Raw genomic sequence first — 24021 nt, 5'->3', positions numbered from 1 at the left:
GTCATTATATTACTTGGGATTGATCCTGTACATTCATTTTATGCCATTTAAAGCATACTTGTCTGAATTCGTTAGCCAGAAAAAGAAAGACTCCCCGACCAAATAGTCAGAGAGTCTCTTCCATCTAAAATTTAGTAACTACTGTTGTTCCATATTCAGGCTCTTATTCGCCCTCAGAAGATTCTGGGTCGTTACCTTCCGCACCTTCTGTATTCGTTTCGAGAGTTGGTTCAACAGATGATAGAGATGAGCCCTCTCCAGCTTCCCCACCCTCTAATAATTCTTCAAGCAGTTCATCCTGCTCCTCATTCTTGTTCGCTCGACAAACCGTTGCAACCGAATCATCATCGCGAATATTAATCAATCTTACCCCTTGTGTATTCCGACCCATCGTGGAGATTTCCCCCATGCTGGTCCGAATCAAGGTGCCACTAGCTGTAATAATCATCAGATCCTCTTCGGTTTTTACAACCTTGAGACCGACAACTGGACCATTTTTTTCCGTAACATTAATCGTCTTGATCCCCTTACCTCCACGGCTTTGGATACGATAATCCATAACAGGGGTACGCTTGCCATAACCTTTGGCCGTTACAATCAGGATATCTAGGCTGGTATCCACGATGTCCATACCAATTACAGCATCACTCTCATCAAGGTTGATCCCTTTAACCCCTGTAGCGCTACGGCCCATAGACCGTACATCACTTTCAGGGAAACGGATAGACATGCCTTGTGCTGTACCAATAATCATTTCCTGCTGTCCGTCCGTCAGCTTCACTTCGATCAGGGCGTCATCTTCACGCAAGTTAATGGCAATCAAGCCACCTTTGCGGATATTTGCATAGTCGTCAAGCGGTGTCTTCTTAATAATCCCATGCTGAGTCGCAAAGAAAAGATAGCTATCCTCCACAAATTCCTCGATTGGAATTACCGCATTGATCGACTCACCCTGTTCAATCTGAATCAGGTTAATAATCGGTGTTCCCCGGGCTGTCCGGCTTAGATCAGGAATCTCATAGGCCTTAATTCGATATACCTTACCCTTGTCGGTAAAGAATAACAAATGATGATGTGAATTCGTAATGAACAGATGCTCTACGAAATCCTCATCTTTGGTATCCATACCAACTACACCACGACCACCGCGTTTTTGACTGCGATAGGTGGTAACAGGAAGGCGTTTGATATATCCCGTATGGGTTACAGTAATAATAACATCTTCACGCGGAATGAGATCCTCATCCAGAATACTCTCTTCACCCACTGTAATTTCAGTGCGACGTTCATCAGCGAAACGCCCTTTAAGTTCATTCAGCTCTTCGCTAATGATGTTGAGTACCAGATGCTCGTTCGCCAAAATCTCACGGTATTCCGCAATCTTTTGTATTAGCTCGTTATATTCGTTCTCAATCTTCTCACGTTCCAAACCGGTTAAACGTTGCAGACGCATATCGAGAATAGCCTGAGACTGCTCAAGAGTGAGCGAGAAACGCTCAATCAGTCCTTCACGAGCTGCTTCTGCAGTTTGGGAAGAACGAATCAAGGCAATAACTTCGTCCAGATGGTCAAGAGCAATGCGCAAGCCTTCCAGAATGTGTGCTCTAGCTTCGGCCTTTTTCAGATCAAATTCTGTCCGGCGACGAATAACTTCGACCTGATGTTTGAGATAATGATACAAGACATCCTTCAGGTTTAGAATCTTCGGTTCGTTGTTTACAATGGCAAGCATATTAATACCGAAATTCGACTGCATAGCCGTATGTTTAAACAAATTATTCAGAACGACATTCGGGTTCACATCTCTACGCAACTCAATAACGACACGCATACCCGTACGGTCCGATTCATCACGAAGATCCGTAATGCCTTCAATACGTTTGTCACGTACTAATTCGGCAATTTTCTCAACAAGGCGAGCCTTATTCACTTGGTAAGGCAGCTCATGCACGATAATCCGTGCTTTATTGCCGATCTCTTCTATGGTGGTCTTTGCACGCATGGTCACAGATCCGCGGCCCGTCTGGTACGCCTGACGGATACCAGAGCGTCCTAAAATATAACCTGCTGTCGGGAAATCCGGTCCTTGAATATAATCCATAAGTTCCATCGGCGTAATGTCAGGGTTTTCGATCAGTGCTTGTACACCATCGATAACCTCTCCCAAGTTATGCGGAGGAATATTGGTAGCCATCCCGACTGCAATCCCGCCGACCCCATTCACCAGCAAGTTAGGATAACGTGCTGGTAATACGACAGGCTCGCTCTCTTCACCATCGTAGTTCGGCATAAAATCAACGGTCTCTTTGTTCAAATCACGTAGCATTTCCATGGCAATCTTGGACAACCGTGCTTCGGTGTAACGCATCGCAGCGGCCATATCTCCATCCACGGAGCCAAAGTTACCGTGTCCATCCACCAACATGTAACGCAAGGAAAAATCCTGCGCCATCCGCACCATCGTATCATATACAGCCGTATCACCATGAGGGTGATATTTACCGATAACTTCGCCGACGATTCTTGCCGATTTTTTGTAAGGCTTATCTGGCGACATGCCTAGCTCGGACATCGCATACAAAATACGACGGTGTACCGGCTTCAGTCCGTCCCGCACATCAGGCAAGGCACGGCTAACAATAATACTCATGGCATAATCCATAAAGGATTCGCGCATTTCCACTCCGATATCCCTATTGATGATTTGCGAGTTATTTTGATCCGCCATGCTGGTCCTCCTTCTTATCCTTCAATACAATGCTCTCTATGTGAAAAGCCTAACAAGATACTGCCTATACACTCCGCTCTCTGCGCAGGATTTTGGCTGAAATCCTCATCTGTATAATTATATTACTTTCACAAAAAGAGCACAATTAAACGCATCTGTCCTCTTTACAGCGTAAATCCCTCGTCATTCTCTTTCTGCCTGTAGCAGATCGCTATTCTCTTGTACAACTCACAAGCCCTGATTATAACAAATTCCCCAGAGCTGGGGATTAGCCCCCACCATAAGGGCCTTTTCCACATACAATACGTATACGGTCAGGGTTCAATTAGCAAAATTCCGAAAAACGCCGTATTTCTCTATTATATCATTGTTTTACGCGCTTGTCCTTTAGTTTCCCTTGTTTTGTTAAAGTGTTGCGGATTCCAAGTACATGACTCATATTTCGAAAAGAAAGGGATGAGATTACTTGTCTATTCAACGAGTATCCAGTAAGTGGACCAAAACAAATGCCATTCTCCCCAATCCGACATTGGCTGCTTATGTACCGGAAACACGGTTGTACACATTTGATCACTTAAACGAAATGTTGGCCGTGTATGGTACTGTCTATATTAAGCCGGATAACGGTACTTATGGAAAAGGGGTTATGCGGGCAGAGAGGCTGACAGAGCCGCTCCCGCCGACAGAAGAAGGAATCATCGAAGAGAGAACTTGGTATGTGCTTCGCTATGAAGTAGACATTTTCACCTTCGAAAGTCTAGAAGATCTGCACAGAGTGGTTTCTTCCCGCATACGAAAACGTCCATATCTGATCCAACGTGGAATTCCACTTCTTCAGCATGAAGAACGCCCCTTCGATCTGAGGGTATTAACCCAGATGAACTTGAGACACCAATGGGAAACAACACTTATTGTAGGACGCGTAGCTGCTCCTGACAAAGTCGTCACCAATCATCACAGCGGTGGGACAACACGCTTTTTCAATGAGCTGGTCGCTCCATATATGGATGTAAAGGAAGCTGTACGACTGGAGCAAAAATTATCGAAAATGGGCGAACGGGTAGCCTGGCAGTTGCAAAAAAAATACCCACGTTTAAGGGAAATCGGATTAGATGTGGGACTGGATCAGCAAAATTATCCGTGGATTCTTGAGGTTAATACGAGACCAGCAATCAAGGTATTCTCTTCCCTTCCAAACAAAAGCCTCTATCATAAAATATTCAGATATGCAGTAGGCTACGGCCGATACTCTCCGTCGACAGGTAAACCCGTGCGCTCTAAGAAAAAAGCCTAAAACAATGAGATTAGATATTCAAATACACCCGGGCTGGTTAATGACAAGAAAAGGGACGCCCATTTGGGCGCCCCTCGTGAACTCTTACAAAATACTACCTAATGAGCATGTAATACAGCCACTAGGAAGGAACGTTACACATTAGAAATCAAGATTTTTCACGTACTTTGCATGCTCTTGGATAAAGTCACGACGAGGTTCTACATTATCACCCATCAAGGTATTGAACAGTGTATCAGCCAGCATCGCGTCACTGACAGTTACCTGAAGCATAGTACGACTCTCAGGGTCCATCGTAGTTTCCCAAAGTTGGGTCGCATTCATCTCACCCAAACCTTTATAGCGCTGTACATTGTACTTCGCGTTTTCTCCAAATTCCCTGATGATCTCATCACGTTCCGCCTCGGAGTTCGCATAACGTACAACTTTGTTACGCTCTACTTTGAATAATGGTGGTTGAGCAATATAAATATAGCCTGCATCAATGATTTTACGCATGTACCGATAGAAGAACGTCAGCAACAACGTACGAATATGGGCGCCGTCGACATCCGCATCTGTCATGATGATGACCTTGTGATAACGGGCTTTGGCGATGTCAAAGTCGTCTCCGATCCCTGTACCCATTGCTGTTACCATCGACCGGATTTCATCACTGGACAAAATACGGTCCAAGCGTGCCTTTTCAACATTCAGGATTTTACCACGAATCGGCAAAATAGCTTGAAAGTGACGATCACGCCCCTGCTTGGCTGATCCCCCTGCGGAGTCACCTTCGACAATGTACAGTTCACTAATCGAAGCATCCTTAGAGGAGCAATCCGCCAACTTGCCTGGGAGCGAACTGATTTCCAGCGCACTTTTGCGACGTGTAAGCTCACGCGCTTTACGCGCTGCTTCCCGGGCACGTGCTGCTTGTAATGATTTATCTACCACGCGGCGGGAAACAGACGGATTTTCCTCTAGGAACTCCTGGAGTTTCTCTGCGAATAAGGATTCGACAATCCCTCGCACCTCACTGTTACCCAGCTTTGTCTTGGTCTGACCCTCAAACTGTGGTTCTGGAATTTTGACGGAGATAATTGCCGTCAATCCTTCACGCACATCGTCACCGGTCAGGTTGGCATTGTTGTCTTTAATCAAGCCATTTTTACGTGCATAATCGTTTATAATCCGGGTTAATGCACTCTTGAAACCTGATTCGTGAGTTCCGCCCTCATGGGTGTTGATGTTGTTGGCAAAAGAATAAATATTTTCGGTATAGCTGTCGTTATATTGCAATGCAACTTCGACTTGAATCATATCCCGCGAGCCTTCGACATAAATCGGCTGTTCATGTAGTGCTTCTCTTTTTTGATTCAAGAATTGCACATATTCACTGATTCCGCCCTCGTAATGGAATGTATCGCTAGCTCCCGTCCGTTCGTCAGTCAAGCTGATTGCAATGCCTTTATTCAGGAAAGCCAACTCACGAATCCGCGTTTGGAGCGTATCATAATCATATACGGTCGTTTCTGTAAAGATTTGATCGTCCGGATAGAAGGTCGTTTGGGTACCCGTCTCGTCTGTATCACCGATGACTCTGACATCATACTGCGGAGCACCACGGTGATATTCCTGCTCATACAGATGTCCGTCTCGTTTAACATGAACAATCATTTTGCTGGAGAGAGCGTTCACTACCGATACCCCAACCCCGTGCAGACCACCGGATACCTTGTACCCTCCGCCTCCGAATTTACCGCCTGCGTGAAGCACAGTCATAACGACTTCCAGCGCAGATTTTTTCATTTTGGCGTGTTCGCTTACTGGAATACCACGTCCATTATCTGTAACGGTAACACTGTTATCTTCGTGAACCACAACTTGAATGCTGTCACAATAACCCGCCAGCGCTTCGTCAATGCTGTTGTCCACAACTTCCCAGACCAGATGATGGAGACCTTTGGCGCTTGTGGAGCCAATATACATCCCGGGACGTTTCCGAACCGCCTCCAGGCCCTCAAGGACCTGAATCTCGCCCGCATCATAAGACGGTTGATTCATAGACATGCCTTTCACCTACTTCTATAGATTCTATGGTTAAGCATTGGCAACAAACTGGTTTGCCCGCTTTTTGAGTGTTGTTGAGGAGATGGGGGAATAATACACCGTATTCTGAGTCACTACGATGGACTTGGCTTCCTCTTCGCCAATCATCTCGACATGCTTTTGCTGTTGGGCATGGTTCACGTATTGCTTGGAGATTTTAGAGGATTTTTCAATCGAGATATCGAAAATAGCCACAAGCTCTGACGAGCGGATGATTTTTTCTCCACCCAGATGAATATACATAGCGGTCACTCACTCCTTAGTGTTCCACATGCCCGTCATGGACGTGATAAATATTGGCATCCTTGAGTCGTTCTGCGTTCAAAGTCTCAACCCCGGTTGCCGTGATAAAGGTCTGTACTTTGCTTTGGAAGGTCTCGATCAGCTGGGTTTGACGATAGGGATCCAGCTCGGACAAAACATCATCCAGCAGCAAGACAGGATATTCACCAATTTCCTCATGAATTAACTCAATTTCGGCCAACTTCAAGGACAGGGCCGTCGTCCGCTGCTGCCCCTGAGAGCCATACGTATGCACTTCTCTGCCGTTAATGGCAAAGGCTAAATCATCACGATGGGGTCCCGCCAAAGTCATGCCACGGCGGATTTCCTGTTCCCTCATTTGGGATAACTTTATCATAAATCGCTCCAATAAGACAGCTTCATCTTCTTCCTCTGGCTCACTGAAGGAGGGAACATAGGTTAATTTTAACTCTTCCGTCCCACCTGCGATCCCTTCATGAATAGCCTGAGCCCACTTTTGTAGCTTTGTTATAAATTGTTTCCGCTTTTTAACAATTTTAACACCATGCTCAACAAGTTGCTCATTCCATACCTCCAGCATCAGCTGCACTGACGCCATATCCTTACCCCAAGCTTGCTTGAGCAGGTTATTTCGCTGAACCAATACTTTCTGGTATTGCTGCAAATGATACAGATAGCCTGGCGCAACCTGGCCGATTTCCATGTCAAGAAACCGGCGGCGAACCCCCGGTGTTCCTTTCACAATTTCCAGATCCTCAGGTGCAAACATGACCACATTTAACGAACCGATAAAATCGCTCAATTTACGCTGCTCCAGTCCGTTGATCTTTGCTTTTTTGCCTTGTGTGGATAACGCGAGATCCAGTCTGATTTTCCCGTATTTTTTATCCACATCTGCGGCTAGGTGAGTGGAAGTAGCCCCGAAAGAGATTAACTCCTTGTCGCGGGACGTTCGATGACTTTTGGTTAAAGCTAGTACAAAAATCGCCTCTACCAGATTCGTTTTGCCCTGCGCATTTTGTCCGATCAGCAAATTAACGGGACCAAATTCATTCAGTTCCAGCTGCTCATAGTTCCGGTACTGCTGCAAAACAATGTTGTTCACAAACACATAGGGTCCCCCTTGTTACTCCGTACCTAAAAGGAGTCCTTGCCACCCAGGCGATCATGCTCCTGCTGTAACCTCGAAACTTCCGTTGTCCTCTACTTCTACGGTATCACCTGGGTACAGTTTTCTTCCACGACGTTCTTCCGGTTCACCATTCACACGGACTTGTCCCTCTTGCAGCAGGGCTTTAGCCATGCCTCCTGTGGATACACAATCGGCTAATTTTAAAAATTGATCGAGCTTGATGTATTCGGTCTGTATAGATATTCGTTTCAAGGCTTGTTCATCCTTTCGGTTGTCCTCAGGTGGGTTAACGCTAGACATCAGTTGGTTGTGCGATATGGCAGGATGATATACAGCGCATTGCTGGAATCTGCCGGTTTTAAAATAATGGGACTCATAATGCCGGTAAAAGCAATCGTCAGCTGCTCGCTGTCAATCACCTTCAGCACGTCAAGCATGTATTTGGAGTTGAACGAAATTTTGAGCGGCTCCCCCTCAAATTTGGACACCGTTACTTCCTCACGCACTTTGCCAAGCTCAGAGGAACTAGAGGAAATTTCCAAACCGCCATTTTCCAGCGACTGCATTTTTACGATATTCGTTTTTTCCTCACGGGACAGCAAATAAGCACGGTCAATTGACTCACTTAAACTTTTTGTATCCACAATCAGTTCTGTTTTGTAGGAGGTCGGAATAATTCTAGAAGTATCAGGATAGGTGCCGTCCAAGATGCGGGAATAAAATAGCACCCGATCTACTTTGAATAATACCTGATTGTCCGCTACTACGATATCCACAAGCATATTTTGGTCTGGAATAATTCTGCTCAGCTCATTCAGCGTTTTGCCCGCAATGACAACATTGCTAAAGCGCAAGCCTTCAGACGTCTCCAAATGAGCGCTGCGGGTGGCAAGGCGGTGGCGGTCCGTTGCCACAAACTTCAGTTCCCCCTCAGCCAGATTCCACAACACGCCGGTTAAAATCGGTGTCGTTTCGTGGGTGGAAATGGAGAACACCGTCTGTTTAATCATATTTTTAAGTAAATCTCCTGGCACAGAGATGACTTGATTTTCTTCAATGTTGGGAAGCACCGGGAATTCTTCAGGATCTAAGCCAACAATCTGAATTTCAGTTGCACCGGACGAGATAAAGGTTTGGAATTGGTCTTTTACCTCCATACGGATCTCCTGCGACGGCAACTTTTTGATAATTTCGACAAAGAATTTGGCTGGTAGCACAACACTACCGGGTTGTTCGACCTGAACGACAGTTTGGTCACCATCCTCCATCGGAATAAAGGATTGAATGGAGATGTCTGTATCGCTGGCGGTCAGCGTTACTCCCTGGTGATTCACATCCAGCTTAATACCACTCAGAATTGGAATCGTAGTCCGACTTGATATCGCTTTGGATACATGTTGTATAGCCTCGTTCAAAACGTTTTTCAGAATGCTGATCTTCATAAGTTCCTCCTACGGGTTTTAATCCTTCAAGCACGCGTTGACGCGGGCCTTATTTAGGTGATGTATATCTTTAAAATATATTAGTAATAGTAATAGGCGCACTGAATATGTGGATAAGTCACTGTAACCCTAATAAAATCAAGCCTATCCACATGTGTATAAATTGTGTATAGGCTCTGAACTTGTTCAGGTTGGATTTTTGATTTTTTCTATTAGGTTGTTGATAACTTTAAACAGATCCTGATCCACTTGAATGGATTTGGAGATTTTTTCGTGCGCATGAATGACAGTCGTATGATCACGCCCACCGAAAGCTTCGCCGATTTTCGGCAAAGAATAGTCGGTTAGCTCACGAGACAGATACATGGCAATCTGTCGTGGAAAAGCTACAGCCTTCGTCCGTTTACGCGCTTTAAAATCCTCCAGCCGTAAATTGTAAAATTCCCCGACTTGGTGCTGTATATCCTGGATCGTGATCATTTTTGGTCGACTGGACGGGATAATATCCTTCAGCGCCTCAGCCGCGAGATGACTTGATACATCCTGATTGGTTAAGGAGGAATAAGCGACAACGCGAATAAGCGCCCCTTCTAGCTCACGGATGTTTGTATCGATTTGATTAGCGATATACATCATGGCTTCATTGGGAATATCCAGGTTTTCTGCCCGCGCCTTTTTACGAAGAATAGCAATTCTCGTCTCCAGATCCGGCGGCTGAATATCCGTAATAAGTCCCCACTCGAAGCGAGAGCGTAGCCGTTCTTCTAGCGTTGGAATCTCTTTAGGTGGCCGATCGCTTGAGATTATAATCTGCTTGCGTTCCTCATGAAGCGCGTTGAACGTGTGGAAAAATTCCTCCTGCGTCGATTCCTTACCCGCAATGAATTGAATATCGTCAATGAGCAGAATATCAATGTTGCGATATTTATTCCGAAAACTTTCCCCGCGGTTGTCCCGGATAGCATTAATGAATTCATTCGTAAACTTCTCCGACGATAAATAAACGACCTTGCTGGCCGGATTGTGCTCCAAAATATAGTGTCCGATAGCGTGCATCAGATGCGTTTTTCCCAGCCCTACACCACCGTATAAAAACAGCGGATTGTAAGCTTTGGCCGGCGCCTCGGCGACGGCCAGCGATGCCGCATGGGCAAAACGGTTCCCCGATCCGATGACGAATGTATCGAATGTATATTTGGGATTCAGCATATGGGACACAGCTTCTTCATGAACGACCGGCTGCTGCTGAGGTTGTTGCTGAAGGTCGACCTCGGCGGGCTTGTTCTCTTCAATAACGAACTTGACCTCTAGCTGTTTGCCCAAAATCTCATAAACCGTTGCTCCGACTAGCTTGGTATAGCGGCTTTCAAGCCATTCCACGGCAAAAGTTGTCGGTGCAGAAATCACAATGGAGTGGTCATTTAGTTTCGCTGCCTTGGTAGCCTTAAACCAAGTGTCGTAACTCGGCTTACTCAGCTTGGTTTGTATGATGGATAGAATTTGCTGCCATAGTTCAGAGGTATGGCTGTCCACAGACGTCACTCCTTTTAAATCCTGACATTTTACCGAATTAAGCTGCAGAGAGCTGCTCTCGGCGCTTCGGCAAAACGCCTAAAATCACAAAAATGTTGTTGAAGGCCATAAAAAGACATACCGCCGCCTAAAACATGCGGCAGTGTGGTGAGAGAACGCAGCACAAAATGACCCTGAAAAATAGCTAATGGAAATCCCGCTGCTGACCAGCAGAAGAAAGGCGATATTTCTCAGGAGGGAATGTGCGGCACGATCCGTTCTCTTGATCCCGCAGGCCAAAACGGGACTGCAATATGTCGAAATCAAATGAAAAATGTAGAATATATCCCCAGAATCCCGAATCCGCACAAAAATAAAAAGATGGATAAATTGAACTTGTTCACAACTTTATCCACAGGGTGTTGATAATATGGAGGGTAAAACAACATATTCACATTCAAAAGTAATATCATCATAGCAAAAGAAGCCTTGTATTTCAATGACTCGTGGTTATTTATCCACAAATTCAATCTGTTGTGTACAATTTTTATTCACAACACAAGATATTGTTTATAATTTGTTCAGTTTTCGACAATAACTCTTTTTCGCTCTAAAATGTTATGCACAGGTTATGACCATTTAAATCACAATTCAGTTCTTTTTGTGAATCTGTGTATAATTGCCGTTGCCTTTTGGTCACAGAGGCTTATTTTTCTGTTGAAAATTTCCGGTAACGTTTCCGACAATATTTTTGAACGAACCTGATAACGTCGATCTGAAAATAGGATGGATTCAAGTTACAGAATGAATAAATGTAAAAAGGACAGTTTTGGAGGAGTGAAAACTACAAATAGAATGCTGATAATGGAGGAAAGACGAAAGGAATTTTATGAAATAAGGGAATAAAAGAGTGAAGTGAGTCAGCGGGGTAAAGAGGAGGAGGCTTCCTGAAGGGGAAAAAGAGGAAGAGGGTTTATAAGTACATTGACTTTGACCGCTATTTGTGGTTAAATGTACAAAGGTGTTTTTTGTGGAGATTGCTATGTTAGGTATATTCCATATAAAACGTATTCCTTGTAAGGAGGTGCAGCACAATGAGACCGACTTTCAGACCGAATGTCAGCAAACGTAAAAAAGTTCACGGCTTCCGTAAAAGAATGAGCACGAAGAATGGCCGTAAAGTTTTGGCAGCTCGTCGCCAAAAAGGTAGAAAAGTATTGAGTGCGTAATGCGTGCATAAAGACCACTACGGTGGTCTTTTTTTTCATAATTGAGGTATTCAGGGAGCGGATTCCTTCTTTTATTCTGGTAAAAATGTAGTGAAAGAAGAGGGAGAAGTCCAGCATCCTGTCCTATATTAGATGAAGCTTTTGAAAACGGATATAAAATAAGCGAGATTACCATGTTGGAATGTTGTCCATACTTCTTACTATATAAAAGGTAAAGGTTAGCTTACCGACATGTGTAAAAGAGATGAGCAAGGAGAAGCGCCGTGCAAAAAAAATTGCGTCTACGAAACCGGGCGGACTTTGGGCGCGTATACCGCCATGGCAAATCTTTTGCCAACCATCAGTTTGTGGTGTACTGGTTCCGCCGCAGAGAGGTAGAGCAGTTCCGCGTCGGAATTTCGGCCAGCAAGAAGATCGGCAATGCAGTAGTTCGCAACCGGATGCGCAGAATCGTTAAGGAAATTGTGCGCCATCATGAGCATGAATTGGTGGAGCAGATTGACCTGATTTTTATCGTTCGTAAGGGTGCGGTTACAATGTCGTATCAAGAGCTGGAGAAAAGCGTGCTGCACGTTCTACGCAAAGCCTCGCTGCTCAAGTCTTCACGCCGATAGTCAGTATCTTTGTCCTACAGGATATGGTATGATTTACGTTGGAATGGATTGGTTAAGAAAGGGGTTATGAAGTGTCGCGTTTGAAGACTCAACGGGGAAAATGGTTCCTCCTGATTGCCTTATTGGCACTTGTTGCTGTGCTGTCCGGATGTGCCCAGACGGCCCACAATTCTTACACGACGGCAGACTTGGCCAATGGATCAGTTTGGCAAAGATATGTCGTTTACTGGTTTTCGTATGCGCTAGATACATTTGCCCAATGGTTCTCTGGAGAGTATGGCCTGGCCGTACTGGTTCTGGTGATTATCGTGCGAACCATTATTTTGCCGCTTACACTCAAGCAAGTACGTAGTTCCAAAGCTATGCAGGCCATTCAGCCGCAATTAAAAGAAATTCAAGCGAAGTACAAGGATACGCCTGAGAAAGTCCAGCAAGAGACGATGAAGTTGTTCCAGGAAAACAAGGTCAACCCGATGGCTGGCTGTCTTCCTTTGGTAGTACAGATGCCCATTTTCATCGCGCTTTATAATGCCATTTATTATAACTCGGCATTGCGGGATCATGACTTTTTGTGGCTCCAGTTAGGTAAACCGGATCACTTGTTTATCTTGCCGATTTTGGCGGCGATTACGACATTTGTCCAAACTTGGATGATGATGAAAATGAATCCGACGCCGCAGCAAGGACCGATGCAATTTTTGCTGTACGTCTATCCGGTGCTGATTCTGTTCATGTCGTACAACTTCCCATCCGCTTTGCCGTTATACTGGTTCTACAGTAATATTTACACGATCATTCAAAACTATTTCCTTTATCGGAATAAGGATAAAGAAGCAGCACTGGCAAATGTGAAAACAGCCAGTCTCGCGAAAACGGGTTCCTCCAATAGTAAGAAAAAAGGCGGCAAAAACACGAAGGGGGCTAAAAAGTCGAGATGACCAAAGTCGTGACATCAGGAAAAACCGTTGAAGATGCTGTAAGACAAGGACTCTCCCAACTGGGAGTAAGCCGTGAACGGGTAACCGTAAGCGTGTTGGAACAGCCGTCAAAAGGATTCCTGGGGTGGCTCGGGGTCAAGAAGGCGAAGGTGGAGCTTACGCTGCTCTCTGAGCCGTCTCCTGAAACCACACACGCGGCTGAATTTCATGTATCGGCTCAAGCACCTTCTAGCGTGGGACAGGCTTTATCAGAAGAAACTGGGCCTGTTGCACAGGAAGCACAGATGAACACAGAAGCACCTTCGGGACATGTAGATCCTTATGAAGAGGCGGTGCGTTTCATCCGTGAAACAGCAACAGGAATGGGATTGGACGTTAAAGTTGATGTCCGCCACCGCAAGGATGAAAGTACACTGGATATCTCCGGTCCGTCGCTCGGTATGTTGATCGGCCGCAGAGGACAGACATTGGATGCATTGCAGTACCTGACGAATATCGTTGCCAACCGTCATTCTGACAAATTCATCCGAATTGTGCTGGATGCCGAGCAATTTCGTGCACGTCGGCAAAAAACGCTGGAGGATTTGGCAGATCGGTTGGCGAACCAGGCTATTCGTTATGGCAAGGAAGTGGTGCTGGAGCCAATGCCGTCACAGGAGCGGAAGCTGATTCACGCCAAGCTCCAACAGCATGCGCTGGTTAGAACATACAGCAAGGGGGACGAGCCCAATCGGCGCGTCGTCATTGCTAAAAAATAATCCGACGCAATGGCTCTCTGCAAGATGCAGAAGCCATTGCTTTTTTTCTTATATTTCTCGCTGAAACGGCTGCCGTCCTTGATGAAGGACGGCAATGTCGTTTCTACTTGATAGGAGGTAGAAACTTTATGTTGAGCGATACTATAGCTGCCATTGCAACGGCTGTCGGCGAGGGCGGTATTGCGGTTGTACGGGTCAGCGGGCCAGATGCGGTCACGGAAGTGGAGGCTTTGTTTCGTAGTAAAACGCCTCTAAGCAAAGCTCCAACTCACACGGTACATTATGGACATATTATAGATCCCCAAAGCCAGGAAAAGGTGGAGGAAGTTTTAGTTACAGTAATGCGGGCGCCACGCTCTTTTACGACAGAAGATGTCGTAGAAATCAGCACTCATGGCGGGGTCGTAGCCGTCAAACGGGTGATGGATTTACTATTGCTGCAAAATATACGTCTGGCTGAGCCAGGGGAATTTACGAAACGTGCTTTTCTGAATGGTCGTATTGACCTAAGTCAGGCGGAGGGTGTCATTGACTTAATTCGCTCCAAATCAGATAAAGCTTTTTCAGTGGCTTTGAAGCAGGTAGATGGACAGCTGTCCCAGAATATTCGTCGCTTGCGTCATGTTTTGGTGGAGACACTTGCTCATATTGAAGTGAACATTGATTATCCTGAGCATGATGTTGAATCTTTTACATCTGATTTAATCAAGGATAAAAGCAGTCAGGTCATGATGGAAATTGATCGGCTGCTGCATATGGCGGAGCAGGGAAAGATTTTGCGTGAAGGGTTGACCACAGCGATTGTTGGAAGACCAAATGTGGGGAAATCATCACTGCTGAACACATTGGCTCAGGGTGAGCGGGCCATTGTGACCGATATTCCGGGCACAACCCGTGACGTTATTGAGGAATATGTGACGATTAATAATATTCCACTCAAGTTGCTGGATACAGCTGGGATTCGTGAAACGATGGATGTTGTGGAACGGATTGGAGTAGAACGTTCGAGAACGGCGGTTAGTGAAGCAGATCTGCTACTCATCGTCATTAACGCCAACGAACCACTGCATGAGGATGAAATGGCATTAATGGAACAAATCCGCGGTAGACAAGCGATTGTCATTATGAATAAAATGGACTTACCGGCCCAAGTAGACCGGGATTTGTTGCTGCGTTATGTTCCTGAAGAGCTTATCGTACCGATGTCTGTGAAGGAAAATGAGGGAGCGGACCGACTGGAGCAGGCTATATCCAAGTTATTCTTTAGCGGCAAGCTGGAATCAGCGGATATGACATATGTCAGCAACGTACGGCATATTGCTTTGTTGAAGAAGGCGTGCCAATCGCTGGTAGATGCCTATGAAGCTGCTGATCAATTTGTTCCGATCGACATGATCCAGATTGATGTAAGGCTGGCATGGGAGCATTTGGGTGAGATTGTAGGCGATACTGCGCATGATGCGCTAATAGACCAAATATTTTCACAATTTTGTCTAGGCAAATAGAACATTTAAGCATGGCTGATATAAGCCTGCTATCGTTATAGATATACAAGAGCATATTCGGCGTGAAGACCGAAATGTATAAGGAGGTAAGAAAGGTATGGGTTACCAAGGAGGCGACTATGACGTGATTGTCGTAGGCGCGGGCCATGCAGGTGTAGAATCGGCCTTGGCAGCAGCACGGATGGGCTGTCGCACGTTGATGATCACAATTAACCTGGATATGGTCGCGTTCATGCCCTGCAACCCGTCTATTGGCGGTCCTGCAAAAGGGCATGTGGTGCGAGAAATTGATGCACTGGGCGGCGAAATGGGTCGGAATATAGACAAGACATTTATCCAAATGAGAATGTTAAATACTGGTAAAGGTCCGGCGGTTCATGCATTGCGTGCACAAGCAGACAAGTTCTCTTATCAGCATGCGATGAAGGAAACGATGGAAAAGGAACCGAATTTGACCTTACGCCAAGGTATGGTTGAAGAACTGATTATGGAAGATGGTCATTGCGTAGGTGTAATCACGAAGACGGGCACAGAGTATCGAAGTAAAGCAGTTGTCCTGACCACAGGCACTTATCTGCGCGGGAAAATCATTATGGGCGAGCTAATGTATGAGAGTGGTCCGAACAATCAACAGCCTTCGTTGAGATTGTCTGAGCATTTGAGAGAGCTGGGTTTTGATCTGGTTCGATTTAAGACAGGAACGCCACCACGTGTGCATAAGGACACGATTGATTTTAGCAAAACCGAAATACAACCAGGTGATGATCAACCGAAGTTCTTTTCCTATGAAACGAAGTCTTCGGATAATGAACAGCTTCCTTGCTGGCTGACATATACTTCAGTAGAAACACATCAGATTATTAATGATAATTTGCACCGTGCGCCTATGTTCTCTGGTCTGATTGAAGGAACGGGACCACGATATTGCCCATCTATTGAAGATAAAGTGGTACGCTTCAGTGATAAGCCTAAGCACCAAATCTTTTTGGAGCCTGAAGGTAAAAACACATCTGAATACTATGTTCAGGGCTTGTCGACCAGCTTGCCAGAGGATGTACAATTAGCTGTACTGCGTTCGATTCCGGGGATGGAAAAGGTAGAGATGATGCGTAACGGCTATGCTATTGAATATGATGCAATGGTACCTACGCAGTTATGGCCTACTTTGGAAACGAAGAAAGTCCCAGGCTTGTTCACAGCAGGTCAGATTAACGGTACTTCCGGTTACGAAGAAGCTGCGGGTCAAGGAATTATGGCAGGGATTAACGCAGCTCGTAAGGTGCAGGGCAAAGAGCCTGTCGTATTGGACCGTTCGCAAGGCTACATCGGGGTCCTGATTGACGATCTGGTGACGAAGGGGACGAATGAGCCATATCGCTTGCTGACGTCACGTGCAGAATATCGTCTGTTGTTGCGTCATGATAACGCTGATCTGCGATTGACTCCGATTGGGCATGATATTGGCCTAATTACGGATGAACGATACGAGCGCTTTTTGGATAAAAAGCAAAAGGTAGATCAAGAGATTGAACGCTTGCGCTTGGCGAAGGTTCGTCCAGTTGATATCAATGAGATGCTGGAGCAAGGCGGATCTGCACCGATACAGGATGGCAGTAATTTGTTAACGGTGCTACGTCGACCAGAGATCAGTTATGCGCAAGTAGCACAAATCTCACCTTCACCTATAGCTCTTACTGAGGAAGAACAGGAGCAGGTGGAAATCCAAATTAAGTATGCGGGCTACATTGAAAAGCAATTGATGCATGTGGAGCGTCTGCAAAAGATGGAGAAGAAGAAGCTTCCAGAGGATATTGTATACAATGAAGTTCAAGGACTGGCCATTGAAGCCAAGCAGAAACTTGAAAAGATCCGTCCGATGTCGATTGGTCAGGCATCCCGTATTTCGGGTGTAACCCCTGCGGATATTTCCATTTTGCTGGTTTATCTGGAGCATTATAACCGCGTAACAGCAGCAAGGGGATCATAATGGACGCGATACAACAGCAATTTAAGCAGCGGCTGGCAGAGCATAGTATTGTGATTAATGACAGTCAGTTAGAGCAGTTTGAAGCATATTACCGTGTGCTGGTTGAATGGAATGAAAAAATGAACCTGACGGGTATTACTGAGCGCGATGCAGTGTACACCAAGCATTTTTATGATTCTCTTTCCCTGGCTTTTTATGTTCCGTTAAAAGATGTGGAAAGTCTGGCCGATATTGGGTCAGGTGCAGGTTTTCCAGGTATTCCTTTGAAAATATGCTTTCCGCAGATTCAGTTGACTATTGTAGATTCGTTGAACAAACGTATACAGTTCTTGGCCCATGTAGTAGAGCAGTTGGGTTTGGAAAATGTTGAACTGGTTCACAGCAGGGCAGAGGAATTGGGGCGTAAACCAGGATACCGCGATAGCTATGATCTAGTGACAGCCAGAGCGGTTGCTCGTCTCGCCGTATTGAATGAATTTTGTTTGCCGTTTGTCCGTGAAGGAGGGCACTTTGCGGCGATGAAGGGCAATGATCCTACCGAGGAAATCAAGGAAGCTTCTTACAGTTTGAAAGAGCTAAAGGGAAAAATCAAACATGTTCAGGCCTTCCAGTTACCTGTTGAAGATGCAGCCAGACATATGATTTTTATTGAGAAAAGAGCGGCGACACCACGGAAATATCCGCGTAAGCCGGGTACTCCTTTGAAGGCGCCGTTAGTGTAAATGTTTGAAAGAAAGTGAATGTTTCACGTGAAACATTCACTTTTTTTATGGCTGATAGACTCTTTACATAAAAGCCTCTTTGCTAACATGCGTTCTTGTTTACATTTGGGGATCAAAGAGGATGCATAATTTATTCTCTGATCCTTCCGAAAAGCTGGTAGAGACGATAGGATTATGGCTGGAAAAGTGATAGAATAGAGATAATCGTTTTAATGTAAGTTGACTGCTCCTATACCCATGAATTCAGATATACATATAGGGGAGTGGGACAACAAATGTCGGGTGAGTACGTGGAGTGTACCCGCTTACGGCGCTGTTTCATATAGAAGGGTCTACGATCCGCGTAAGGAACTGTTTTTCACGAAGCGCTGTTAGTATGGTGCTATTATGAAATTAGGTGGTATTATACGGAATGAAAGAACAATTTTCCAAGCTATTTGGTTTGACGGAGCGATCTACTGGGGACGAAATAAAACAAATTCCAGTTCGGGATATTGTCAGCAGTCCTTATCAGCCCCGTACCATATTTGACGACGAGAAGATTGATGAGCTATGCCAGACCATTAAGACGCATGGTGTAATTCAACCGATTGTCGTTCGTTTCCGTAATGGGCAATATGAGATTATAGCAGGGGAACGTCGTTGGAGAGCTGTCACCAAGCTGGGTATGGAATCTATTCCAGCTATTGTTCGTGAGTTTAATGATTCACAAGCTGCATCCATCGCGTTGATTGAAAATCTTCAACGGGAAGGGTTAACTGCGATTGAAGAGGCTGTAGCTTACCAAAAGCTGATTGATCTACATCAGCTCACCCAGGAAAGCCTCGCTCAACGACTTGGCAAAAGCCAATCCACTATTGCTAACAAGATACGGCTGCTTCATCTACCGGAGAGAGTGAAAGAGGCTCTAATGGAACGGAAGGTATCCGAGCGTCATGCTCGTGCATTATTGTCATTAGAGACTGAAGAACTACAGTACAAGGTTTTAGATGAAGTCATTGCCAAGGAACTCAATGTGAAGCAGACAGAGGCACGAGTTGCCTTTTATAAACAAGTATCTACTAATAAGAAATCGAAGCGGATTTCCTTTACCAAGGATGTCCGGCTTGCGCTGAATACAATTCGTCAATCCATTGATATGGTGTCTGGCTCAGGCTTGGATATCAAGACCAAGGAATCTGATCATGAGGATCACTATGAGATTGTCATTCAAATTCCCAAACGTAAGTAAGGGATGAAGCGTACAGGCGGCAGCAATTGCCGCTTTTTCTGTCTAACGCCGAATAAAACCGCAGCATACTCAATTCTATTCTGAAATTGCCGTTATCCCTAAGATAAGGACTAAGTAACGTCTCCATAGAGCGTTTTGCAGGTATGGAGTGTAGCAGGATTCCGATTAAATTATGAGGTGAATGAAGTGTCAAAAATAATAGCCGTAGCCAATCAAAAGGGCGGAGTAGGCAAAACAACTACTTCCGTTAATTTGGGCGCCGGACTTGCTTCCCTCGGCAAAAGGGTATTGCTCGTGGATATCGACCCGCAAGGTAATACAACCAGCGGTGTGGGTATCAATAAGGCGGATGTGGCAAATTGTATTTATGATGTACTCATTAACGAGGTTGATCCTAGCGAAGCTATTGTCAGTACACAGGTTGAGGGATTAGATATAATTCCGGCAACCATTCAGTTAGCAGGCGCGGAAATTGAACTGGTGCCGACTATTTCCCGTGAGTTGAGATTAAAAAGATCGCTTCAACTCGTTAAGCATAATTATGATTATATACTAATTGATTGCCCACCATCGCTGGGTATTTTGACGCTCAATTCATTGACGGCTTCCGATTCAGTCATTATCCCAATCCAGTGTGAATATTACGCATTGGAAGGATTAAGTCAATTGTTGAATACCGTGCGATTAGTGCAAAAACATCTGAACACCTCATTGCAAATTGAAGGTGTGTTGTTAACCATGTTTGATGCTCGCACGAACTTGGGTATACAGGTGATTGAAGAAGTGAAAAAATATTTTCAAAGCAAGGTTTATCAGACGATTATTCCACGCAATGTGAGACTCAGCGAAGCACCTTCACATGGCCAGTCCATTATTACGTATGATCCCCGTTCCCGTGGGGCAGAGGTATATATTGAGTTGGCAAAGGAAGTGGTATCTTATGAGTAAACGGTTGGGAAAAGGACTTGATGCACTCATTCCCTCCCTTACGGTCAATGAAGAGGATAAGGTTGTTGACATTCCGCTAAGCCAGTTGCGTGCGAACCCGTACCAGCCTCGCAAAACGTTTGATGAAGAGTCCATTAAGGAATTAGCCGAGTCCATTCGTCAGCACGGTGTTATCCAACCTATTATTGCACGTAGTGTATTGCGAGGATATGAAATCATAGCCGGGGAAAGACGATTTCGGGCATCTCAATTTTGTGGGAATCCGACGATACCTGTGGTTGTTCGTAATTTTACGGATCAGCAGGTGATGGAGATTGCTCTGATTGAGAATTTGCAGCGTGAGAATTTGAATGCTATGGAAGTAGCAGTAGCTTATCAGGGATTAATGGATCAGTTTTCTTTAACTCAGGAAGAGTTGTCCATGAAAGTGGGGAAATCACGCTCTCATATTGCCAATTTCCTTCGCTTGCTCGCATTACCTGAAGAAGTTAAAGATCATGTTTCACGTGGAACATTGTCTATGGGACATGCTAGAGCTATTGTTGGCCTCAAAGATCCAGACATGGTGAAACAGTTAGCACAACAATGTATTGAACAGCAGTGGAGTGTTCGCGAGCTGGAGGAAGCCGTACAGCAGTTGGATCATAAGCCTGGTGAGGCGAAAGCCAAAGCAAAGGTACGAAAAAAGGACCCCTATATTGACCATATGGAAGAGTCCTTGCGTGAACGCTTTAAAACAACTGTGAAGATCAAGCACAATAAAGATAAAGGCAAAATTGAATTGAATTATTACAGTCAGCAGGATTTGGAAAGATTACTGGAGCTATTACAGTAGTTTGTTGAAATATGGACATGTCTCCTTGAGCAAAATGGAAAGTGAGATATGTCTTTGCTTTGTCTGGAATTGCAGGAATTAGAATGGTTTTGATGGATAAACTAATAGCCTTGTGTTATTTGTTTCGCTGTTCTCAAACGTATAAAATATAAGTATGCAGTAATATGATTTTTGGGGTAGAGGAGTAGAAGCAAGCATATGGCTGAATTGAATGGACTAATCATGGAACAGCTTGCCGGAATCGTTGCAGGGATCGTGCTTATTTTGCTCATCCTGTTGATTGTTATTATTGTGCAGGGTGCAAAGCTAAAGAAGATGCGGCGAAAGTATGAAACCATGATGGCAGGCAGTGGTGTCGAGAATTTGGAAACACTGTTGATTGATTTGAAGGTACAGATGGATACGATTGAGGATGAGCAGGAAACCCATCGTGCAAGTATGAAATCACTACGTAGTAAACTGACAGGCTTGAAGGGACATATAGGCATCAAACGCTATAATGCCTTTGGTGAGAGAGGAAGCGATTTAAGCTTCTCTCTGGCTATTGTAGACGACAATCAGGATGGTATGGTATTAACCGGCATTTATAACCGAGATGGCTCATATGTGTATGCCAAGCCTCTAGAAGCGGGACAATCCACCTATTCCTTATCACCTGAAGAAAAAGAAGCCGTCACTCTTGCGCAGCAAGCAGGACAGAACGGTAGTGCCACTCCTTAATCGCGGAGTATAGGCTGCCAGCAATGATATCTGATAATTTCATTACCAAATTTAGTCTTGTATTTTGCAGCACGAAGTATTCCATGAAGCCGCCGACGTTAACGATACCAGTCAAATGGATATCGCCGACCGGCGGTAATTCTTTATTTACACCTGCTCCAGGCTTGAGAGGACCATCTGAAACCTGAATGCATCCAACGCTGGAGGTTTGTCCAAGACATGCATCTATACCAATGATATAAGGCTGTTCATATCGGGCTTGTATGCCGTTCAGTGTCGTTTGCAGGTTCATGGCATGTACAGGCTCTTCTAATGTACCGTATAGGTTAAACAGAGGGCTTTTGTAGCGTGATAAATGCGTACCTACGAGCGGACCCAGACAATCTCCAGTAGAACGGTCAGTGCCGATGCAAATAATGACGATATTTTGCAGACTCGGTGCCTGATGGAGATGGAACAGTAGACGATGGATGATGGCTGATTGGATCCCGGGATCTGTGTGTGGTATTTTTAAACTTAGGGGTTCTTGCCCCGGAATGAAGTCAGATGGATGAGTCATGGAATCTTCCTTTCGCTCTGTAGTGGAGTGTGAAGGTTACGCTCGCAGTACCTTGAGATAACAATTAGCCTGCGGGTAACATTTATGCTCAGGATAGTAGCTAGTATATGGATAAACTTATGCTTTTATACTCACAGGAAGTAGAATATTCATAGCCATATGTTTGAAGTCGGTAGATAAGCTTATATAGTGAGGATTTTGCAAAATCCTAATAGTAGGAAATAGAATTCGGGAAGCAGGAAGAGTAGTTCCCTTGTTTAAGGAGGAGTACAGCATGACCTTTATACATTGGTTGACCGATAATTTAGACACGGGTGACGTAGTGAAAGGTGCAATTCACTGGAAGGATGCTGTATGGAAATGGCTTACCGATAGTGCGATGTGGTCGACCTTTTTGTTTGTAATTTTGAAAATCGCGATTATTTTTATCATCACACGTATCTTTATTCGAGTTATTAATAAAATTATAGATAAGTCAATGCAACAAAAGGGAGATAACGGCAGGTTTCGATTGAACACAAGGCGGTTAACAACTGTTGGGGAATTACTGAAAAACGTAACCAATATTGTATTTAATTTCATTTTAATTATGCTGGTGCTATCGCAAATGGGCATTAATCTCGGCCCGCTGATTGCTGGAGCTGGAGTGCTTGGATTGGCCGTTGGTTTTGGGGCACAGAGCTTGGTTAAGGATGTAATTACCGGATTTTTCATTATTTTTGAGGATCAATTTGCCGTAGGAGACGTCATTCAGACAGGTACTTTCAAGGGTACAGTGGAAATGATCGGGCTGCGTACAACCAGACTGGTGAGCTGGAAAGGTGAGGTGTACATTTTACCGAATGGCTCAATTACAACGGTAACAAACTTCTCCATGTCCAACGCGTTGGCGGTAGTGGATGTGCCAATGAAGGCCGAGCGTAGCCTGGAGGAAGCAGTTGGCTTGGTAAAACAGGCAATCCAAGGCATTGAAGAATCCAATGTACAGATACTTAATATACCGGATGTGTTAGGGGTTCAGTCCATGACCACCTCAGAGTATATTGTGCGTGTTGTGGCAGAATGTATGCCGAATACAGGGGCAGTGGTAGAGCGTGATATTCAGAATAACATCAAGAAGGCTCTGGAGGATGAGGAACATCGTCAGGCAGCATTGGAGACGGCGGTAACCCTAGAAAAAGAAGACGAACAAGGAAGAAAAGGGGGAGAGAAGGGTGGAGCGTAAGTCATTTGAACTAGGGGACATTGTACAGATGAAGAAGCCCCATCCGTGTGGAACGAATGAAATGGAAATTATCCGCATGGGAATGGATATTCGAATCAAATGTGTCGGTTGCCAGCATAGTGTGCTGATTCCGCGTGCCAAGTTCGAAAAAAACATGAAGAAAGTGCTGCGATCAAAGGCCAACGCCGACGAGCAAAACACAGAAGCAAATTGAGCCAAGAAAGATGAATGGCGATGAACCAGAATCAGCTTGCGTCACAGTTGCAATGATGATATAATTATCCTTG

At 45.0% G+C, this 24021-nt stretch carries 22 protein-coding genes; 14 read left to right on the top strand and 8 right to left on the bottom strand.

Annotated elements, in window-relative coordinates:
- Positions 1–163 precede the first annotated feature (163 nt).
- Positions 164–2728 carry a DNA gyrase subunit A gene (gene gyrA, locus ACYCS5_RS14810; RefSeq protein WP_318627822.1) on the bottom strand — a complete coding sequence of 855 codons (2565 nt, stop codon included), beginning with the start codon at positions 2726–2728 and terminating at the stop codon, positions 164–166.
- A gap of 466 nt (positions 2729–3194) precedes the next feature.
- Here gyrA and ACYCS5_RS14805 point away from each other — a divergent pair, with 466 nt between their 5' ends.
- Entirely contained in the window at positions 3195–4022 is an 828-nt protein-coding gene (locus ACYCS5_RS14805) for a YheC/YheD family protein (protein ID WP_029518980.1), read from the top strand.
- 141 nt (positions 4023–4163) lie between these two features.
- On the opposite strand, the gene gyrB is transcribed toward ACYCS5_RS14805, so the two are convergent.
- The 6 genes from gyrB to dnaA form a co-directional block, all read right to left on the bottom strand.
- Positions 4164–6074, bottom strand: coding sequence for a DNA topoisomerase (ATP-hydrolyzing) subunit B (gyrB, locus tag ACYCS5_RS14800; RefSeq protein ID WP_013308100.1), 1911 nt, complete (start codon positions 6072–6074; stop codon positions 4164–4166).
- A gap of 30 nt (positions 6075–6104) precedes the next feature.
- Entirely contained in the window at positions 6105–6356 is a 252-nt protein-coding gene (gene remB / locus ACYCS5_RS14795) for an extracellular matrix regulator RemB (RefSeq protein ID WP_007433255.1), read from the bottom strand.
- 16 nt (positions 6357–6372) lie between these two features.
- On the bottom strand, positions 6373–7488 hold the full coding sequence (gene recF, locus ACYCS5_RS14790; protein ID WP_013308098.1) for a DNA replication/repair protein RecF: 1116 nt from the start codon (positions 7486–7488) through the stop codon (positions 6373–6375).
- 54 nt (positions 7489–7542) lie between these two features.
- Positions 7543–7761, bottom strand: coding sequence for a S4 domain-containing protein YaaA (yaaA, locus tag ACYCS5_RS14785; RefSeq protein ID WP_007433253.1), 219 nt, complete (start codon positions 7759–7761; stop codon positions 7543–7545).
- A 47-nt stretch (positions 7762–7808) separates the two neighbouring features.
- On the bottom strand, positions 7809–8951 hold the full coding sequence (gene dnaN / locus ACYCS5_RS14780) for a DNA polymerase III subunit beta (protein ID WP_029518977.1): 1143 nt from the start codon (positions 8949–8951) through the stop codon (positions 7809–7811).
- Positions 8952–9137: 186 nt separating this feature from the next.
- Entirely contained in the window at positions 9138–10484 is a 1347-nt protein-coding gene (gene dnaA / locus ACYCS5_RS14775; RefSeq protein WP_029518975.1) for a chromosomal replication initiator protein DnaA, read from the bottom strand.
- Positions 10485–11557: 1073 nt separating this feature from the next.
- On the opposite strand from dnaA, the gene rpmH reads away from it, so the two are divergent.
- The 11 genes from rpmH to ACYCS5_RS14720 all read left to right on the top strand — a co-directional run bounded on the left by rpmH (position 11558) and on the right by ACYCS5_RS14720 (position 21950).
- Entirely contained in the window at positions 11558–11692 is a 135-nt protein-coding gene (gene rpmH, locus ACYCS5_RS14770) for a 50S ribosomal protein L34 (RefSeq protein WP_007433250.1), read from the top strand.
- A gap of 263 nt (positions 11693–11955) precedes the next feature.
- Complete coding sequence (gene rnpA, locus ACYCS5_RS14765) at positions 11956–12306, top strand: ribonuclease P protein component (RefSeq protein WP_013312817.1); 351 nt, start codon at positions 11956–11958, stop codon at positions 12304–12306.
- 71 nt (positions 12307–12377) lie between these two features.
- Positions 12378–13244: a YidC/Oxa1 family membrane protein insertase gene (locus ACYCS5_RS14760; protein ID WP_029518972.1), complete on the top strand. Its 867-nt coding sequence runs from the start codon at positions 12378–12380 to the stop codon at positions 13242–13244.
- Positions 13241–14002 (top strand): RNA-binding cell elongation regulator Jag/EloR, encoded by a 762-nt coding sequence (gene jag, locus ACYCS5_RS14755; RefSeq protein ID WP_459761277.1) that lies wholly within the window; start codon positions 13241–13243, stop codon positions 14000–14002. Before ACYCS5_RS14760 ends, jag begins: the two co-directional genes overlap by 4 nt.
- Before the next feature lie 128 nt (positions 14003–14130).
- Positions 14131–15507 (top strand): tRNA uridine-5-carboxymethylaminomethyl(34) synthesis GTPase MnmE, encoded by a 1377-nt coding sequence (gene mnmE / locus ACYCS5_RS14750; protein WP_459761276.1) that lies wholly within the window; start codon positions 14131–14133, stop codon positions 15505–15507.
- A 97-nt stretch (positions 15508–15604) separates the two neighbouring features.
- The gene (gene mnmG, locus ACYCS5_RS14745; RefSeq protein ID WP_029518968.1) at positions 15605–17494 is read left to right on the top strand and encodes a tRNA uridine-5-carboxymethylaminomethyl(34) synthesis enzyme MnmG; all 1890 of its coding nucleotides are present in this window, start codon (positions 15605–15607) and stop codon (positions 17492–17494) included.
- Complete coding sequence (gene rsmG, locus ACYCS5_RS14740; protein WP_459761275.1) at positions 17494–18216, top strand: 16S rRNA (guanine(527)-N(7))-methyltransferase RsmG; 723 nt, start codon at positions 17494–17496, stop codon at positions 18214–18216. The genes mnmG and rsmG overlap by 1 nt, the downstream gene beginning before the upstream one ends.
- Positions 18217–18628: 412 nt before the next feature.
- The gene (gene noc / locus ACYCS5_RS14735) at positions 18629–19447 is read left to right on the top strand and encodes a nucleoid occlusion protein (protein WP_029518966.1); all 819 of its coding nucleotides are present in this window, start codon (positions 18629–18631) and stop codon (positions 19445–19447) included.
- Between the two features lie 186 nt (positions 19448–19633).
- The gene (locus tag ACYCS5_RS14730) at positions 19634–20395 is read left to right on the top strand and encodes a ParA family protein (protein ID WP_023991152.1); all 762 of its coding nucleotides are present in this window, start codon (positions 19634–19636) and stop codon (positions 20393–20395) included.
- Positions 20388–21230, top strand: coding sequence for a ParB/RepB/Spo0J family partition protein (locus ACYCS5_RS14725; RefSeq protein WP_029518964.1), 843 nt, complete (start codon positions 20388–20390; stop codon positions 21228–21230). Before ACYCS5_RS14730 ends, ACYCS5_RS14725 begins: the two co-directional genes overlap by 8 nt.
- A gap of 198 nt (positions 21231–21428) precedes the next feature.
- Positions 21429–21950: a DUF4446 family protein gene (locus ACYCS5_RS14720; protein ID WP_165145430.1), complete on the top strand. Its 522-nt coding sequence runs from the start codon at positions 21429–21431 to the stop codon at positions 21948–21950.
- Here the strand turns inward: ACYCS5_RS14720 and yyaC are convergent.
- On the bottom strand, positions 21904–22509 hold the full coding sequence (gene yyaC / locus ACYCS5_RS14715) for a spore protease YyaC (protein ID WP_165145432.1): 606 nt from the start codon (positions 22507–22509) through the stop codon (positions 21904–21906). The two genes, ACYCS5_RS14720 and yyaC, sit on opposite strands and share 47 nt — an antisense overlap.
- Positions 22510–22783: 274 nt before the next feature.
- Here yyaC and ACYCS5_RS14710 point away from each other — a divergent pair, with 274 nt between their 5' ends.
- Both ACYCS5_RS14710 and ACYCS5_RS14705 read left to right on the top strand, forming a co-directional pair.
- Entirely contained in the window at positions 22784–23734 is a 951-nt protein-coding gene (locus ACYCS5_RS14710) for a mechanosensitive ion channel family protein (RefSeq protein WP_165145434.1), read from the top strand.
- The gene (locus tag ACYCS5_RS14705) at positions 23724–23948 is read left to right on the top strand and encodes a DUF951 domain-containing protein (protein WP_025723137.1); all 225 of its coding nucleotides are present in this window, start codon (positions 23724–23726) and stop codon (positions 23946–23948) included. Before ACYCS5_RS14710 ends, ACYCS5_RS14705 begins: the two co-directional genes overlap by 11 nt.
- Positions 23949–24021 lie beyond the last annotated feature (73 nt).

This window comes from Paenibacillus sp. SEL3, assembly GCF_054602585.1.
Note: the sequence above shows the minus strand (reverse complement) of the source record. Positions and strands in the feature narration are given on the sequence as shown.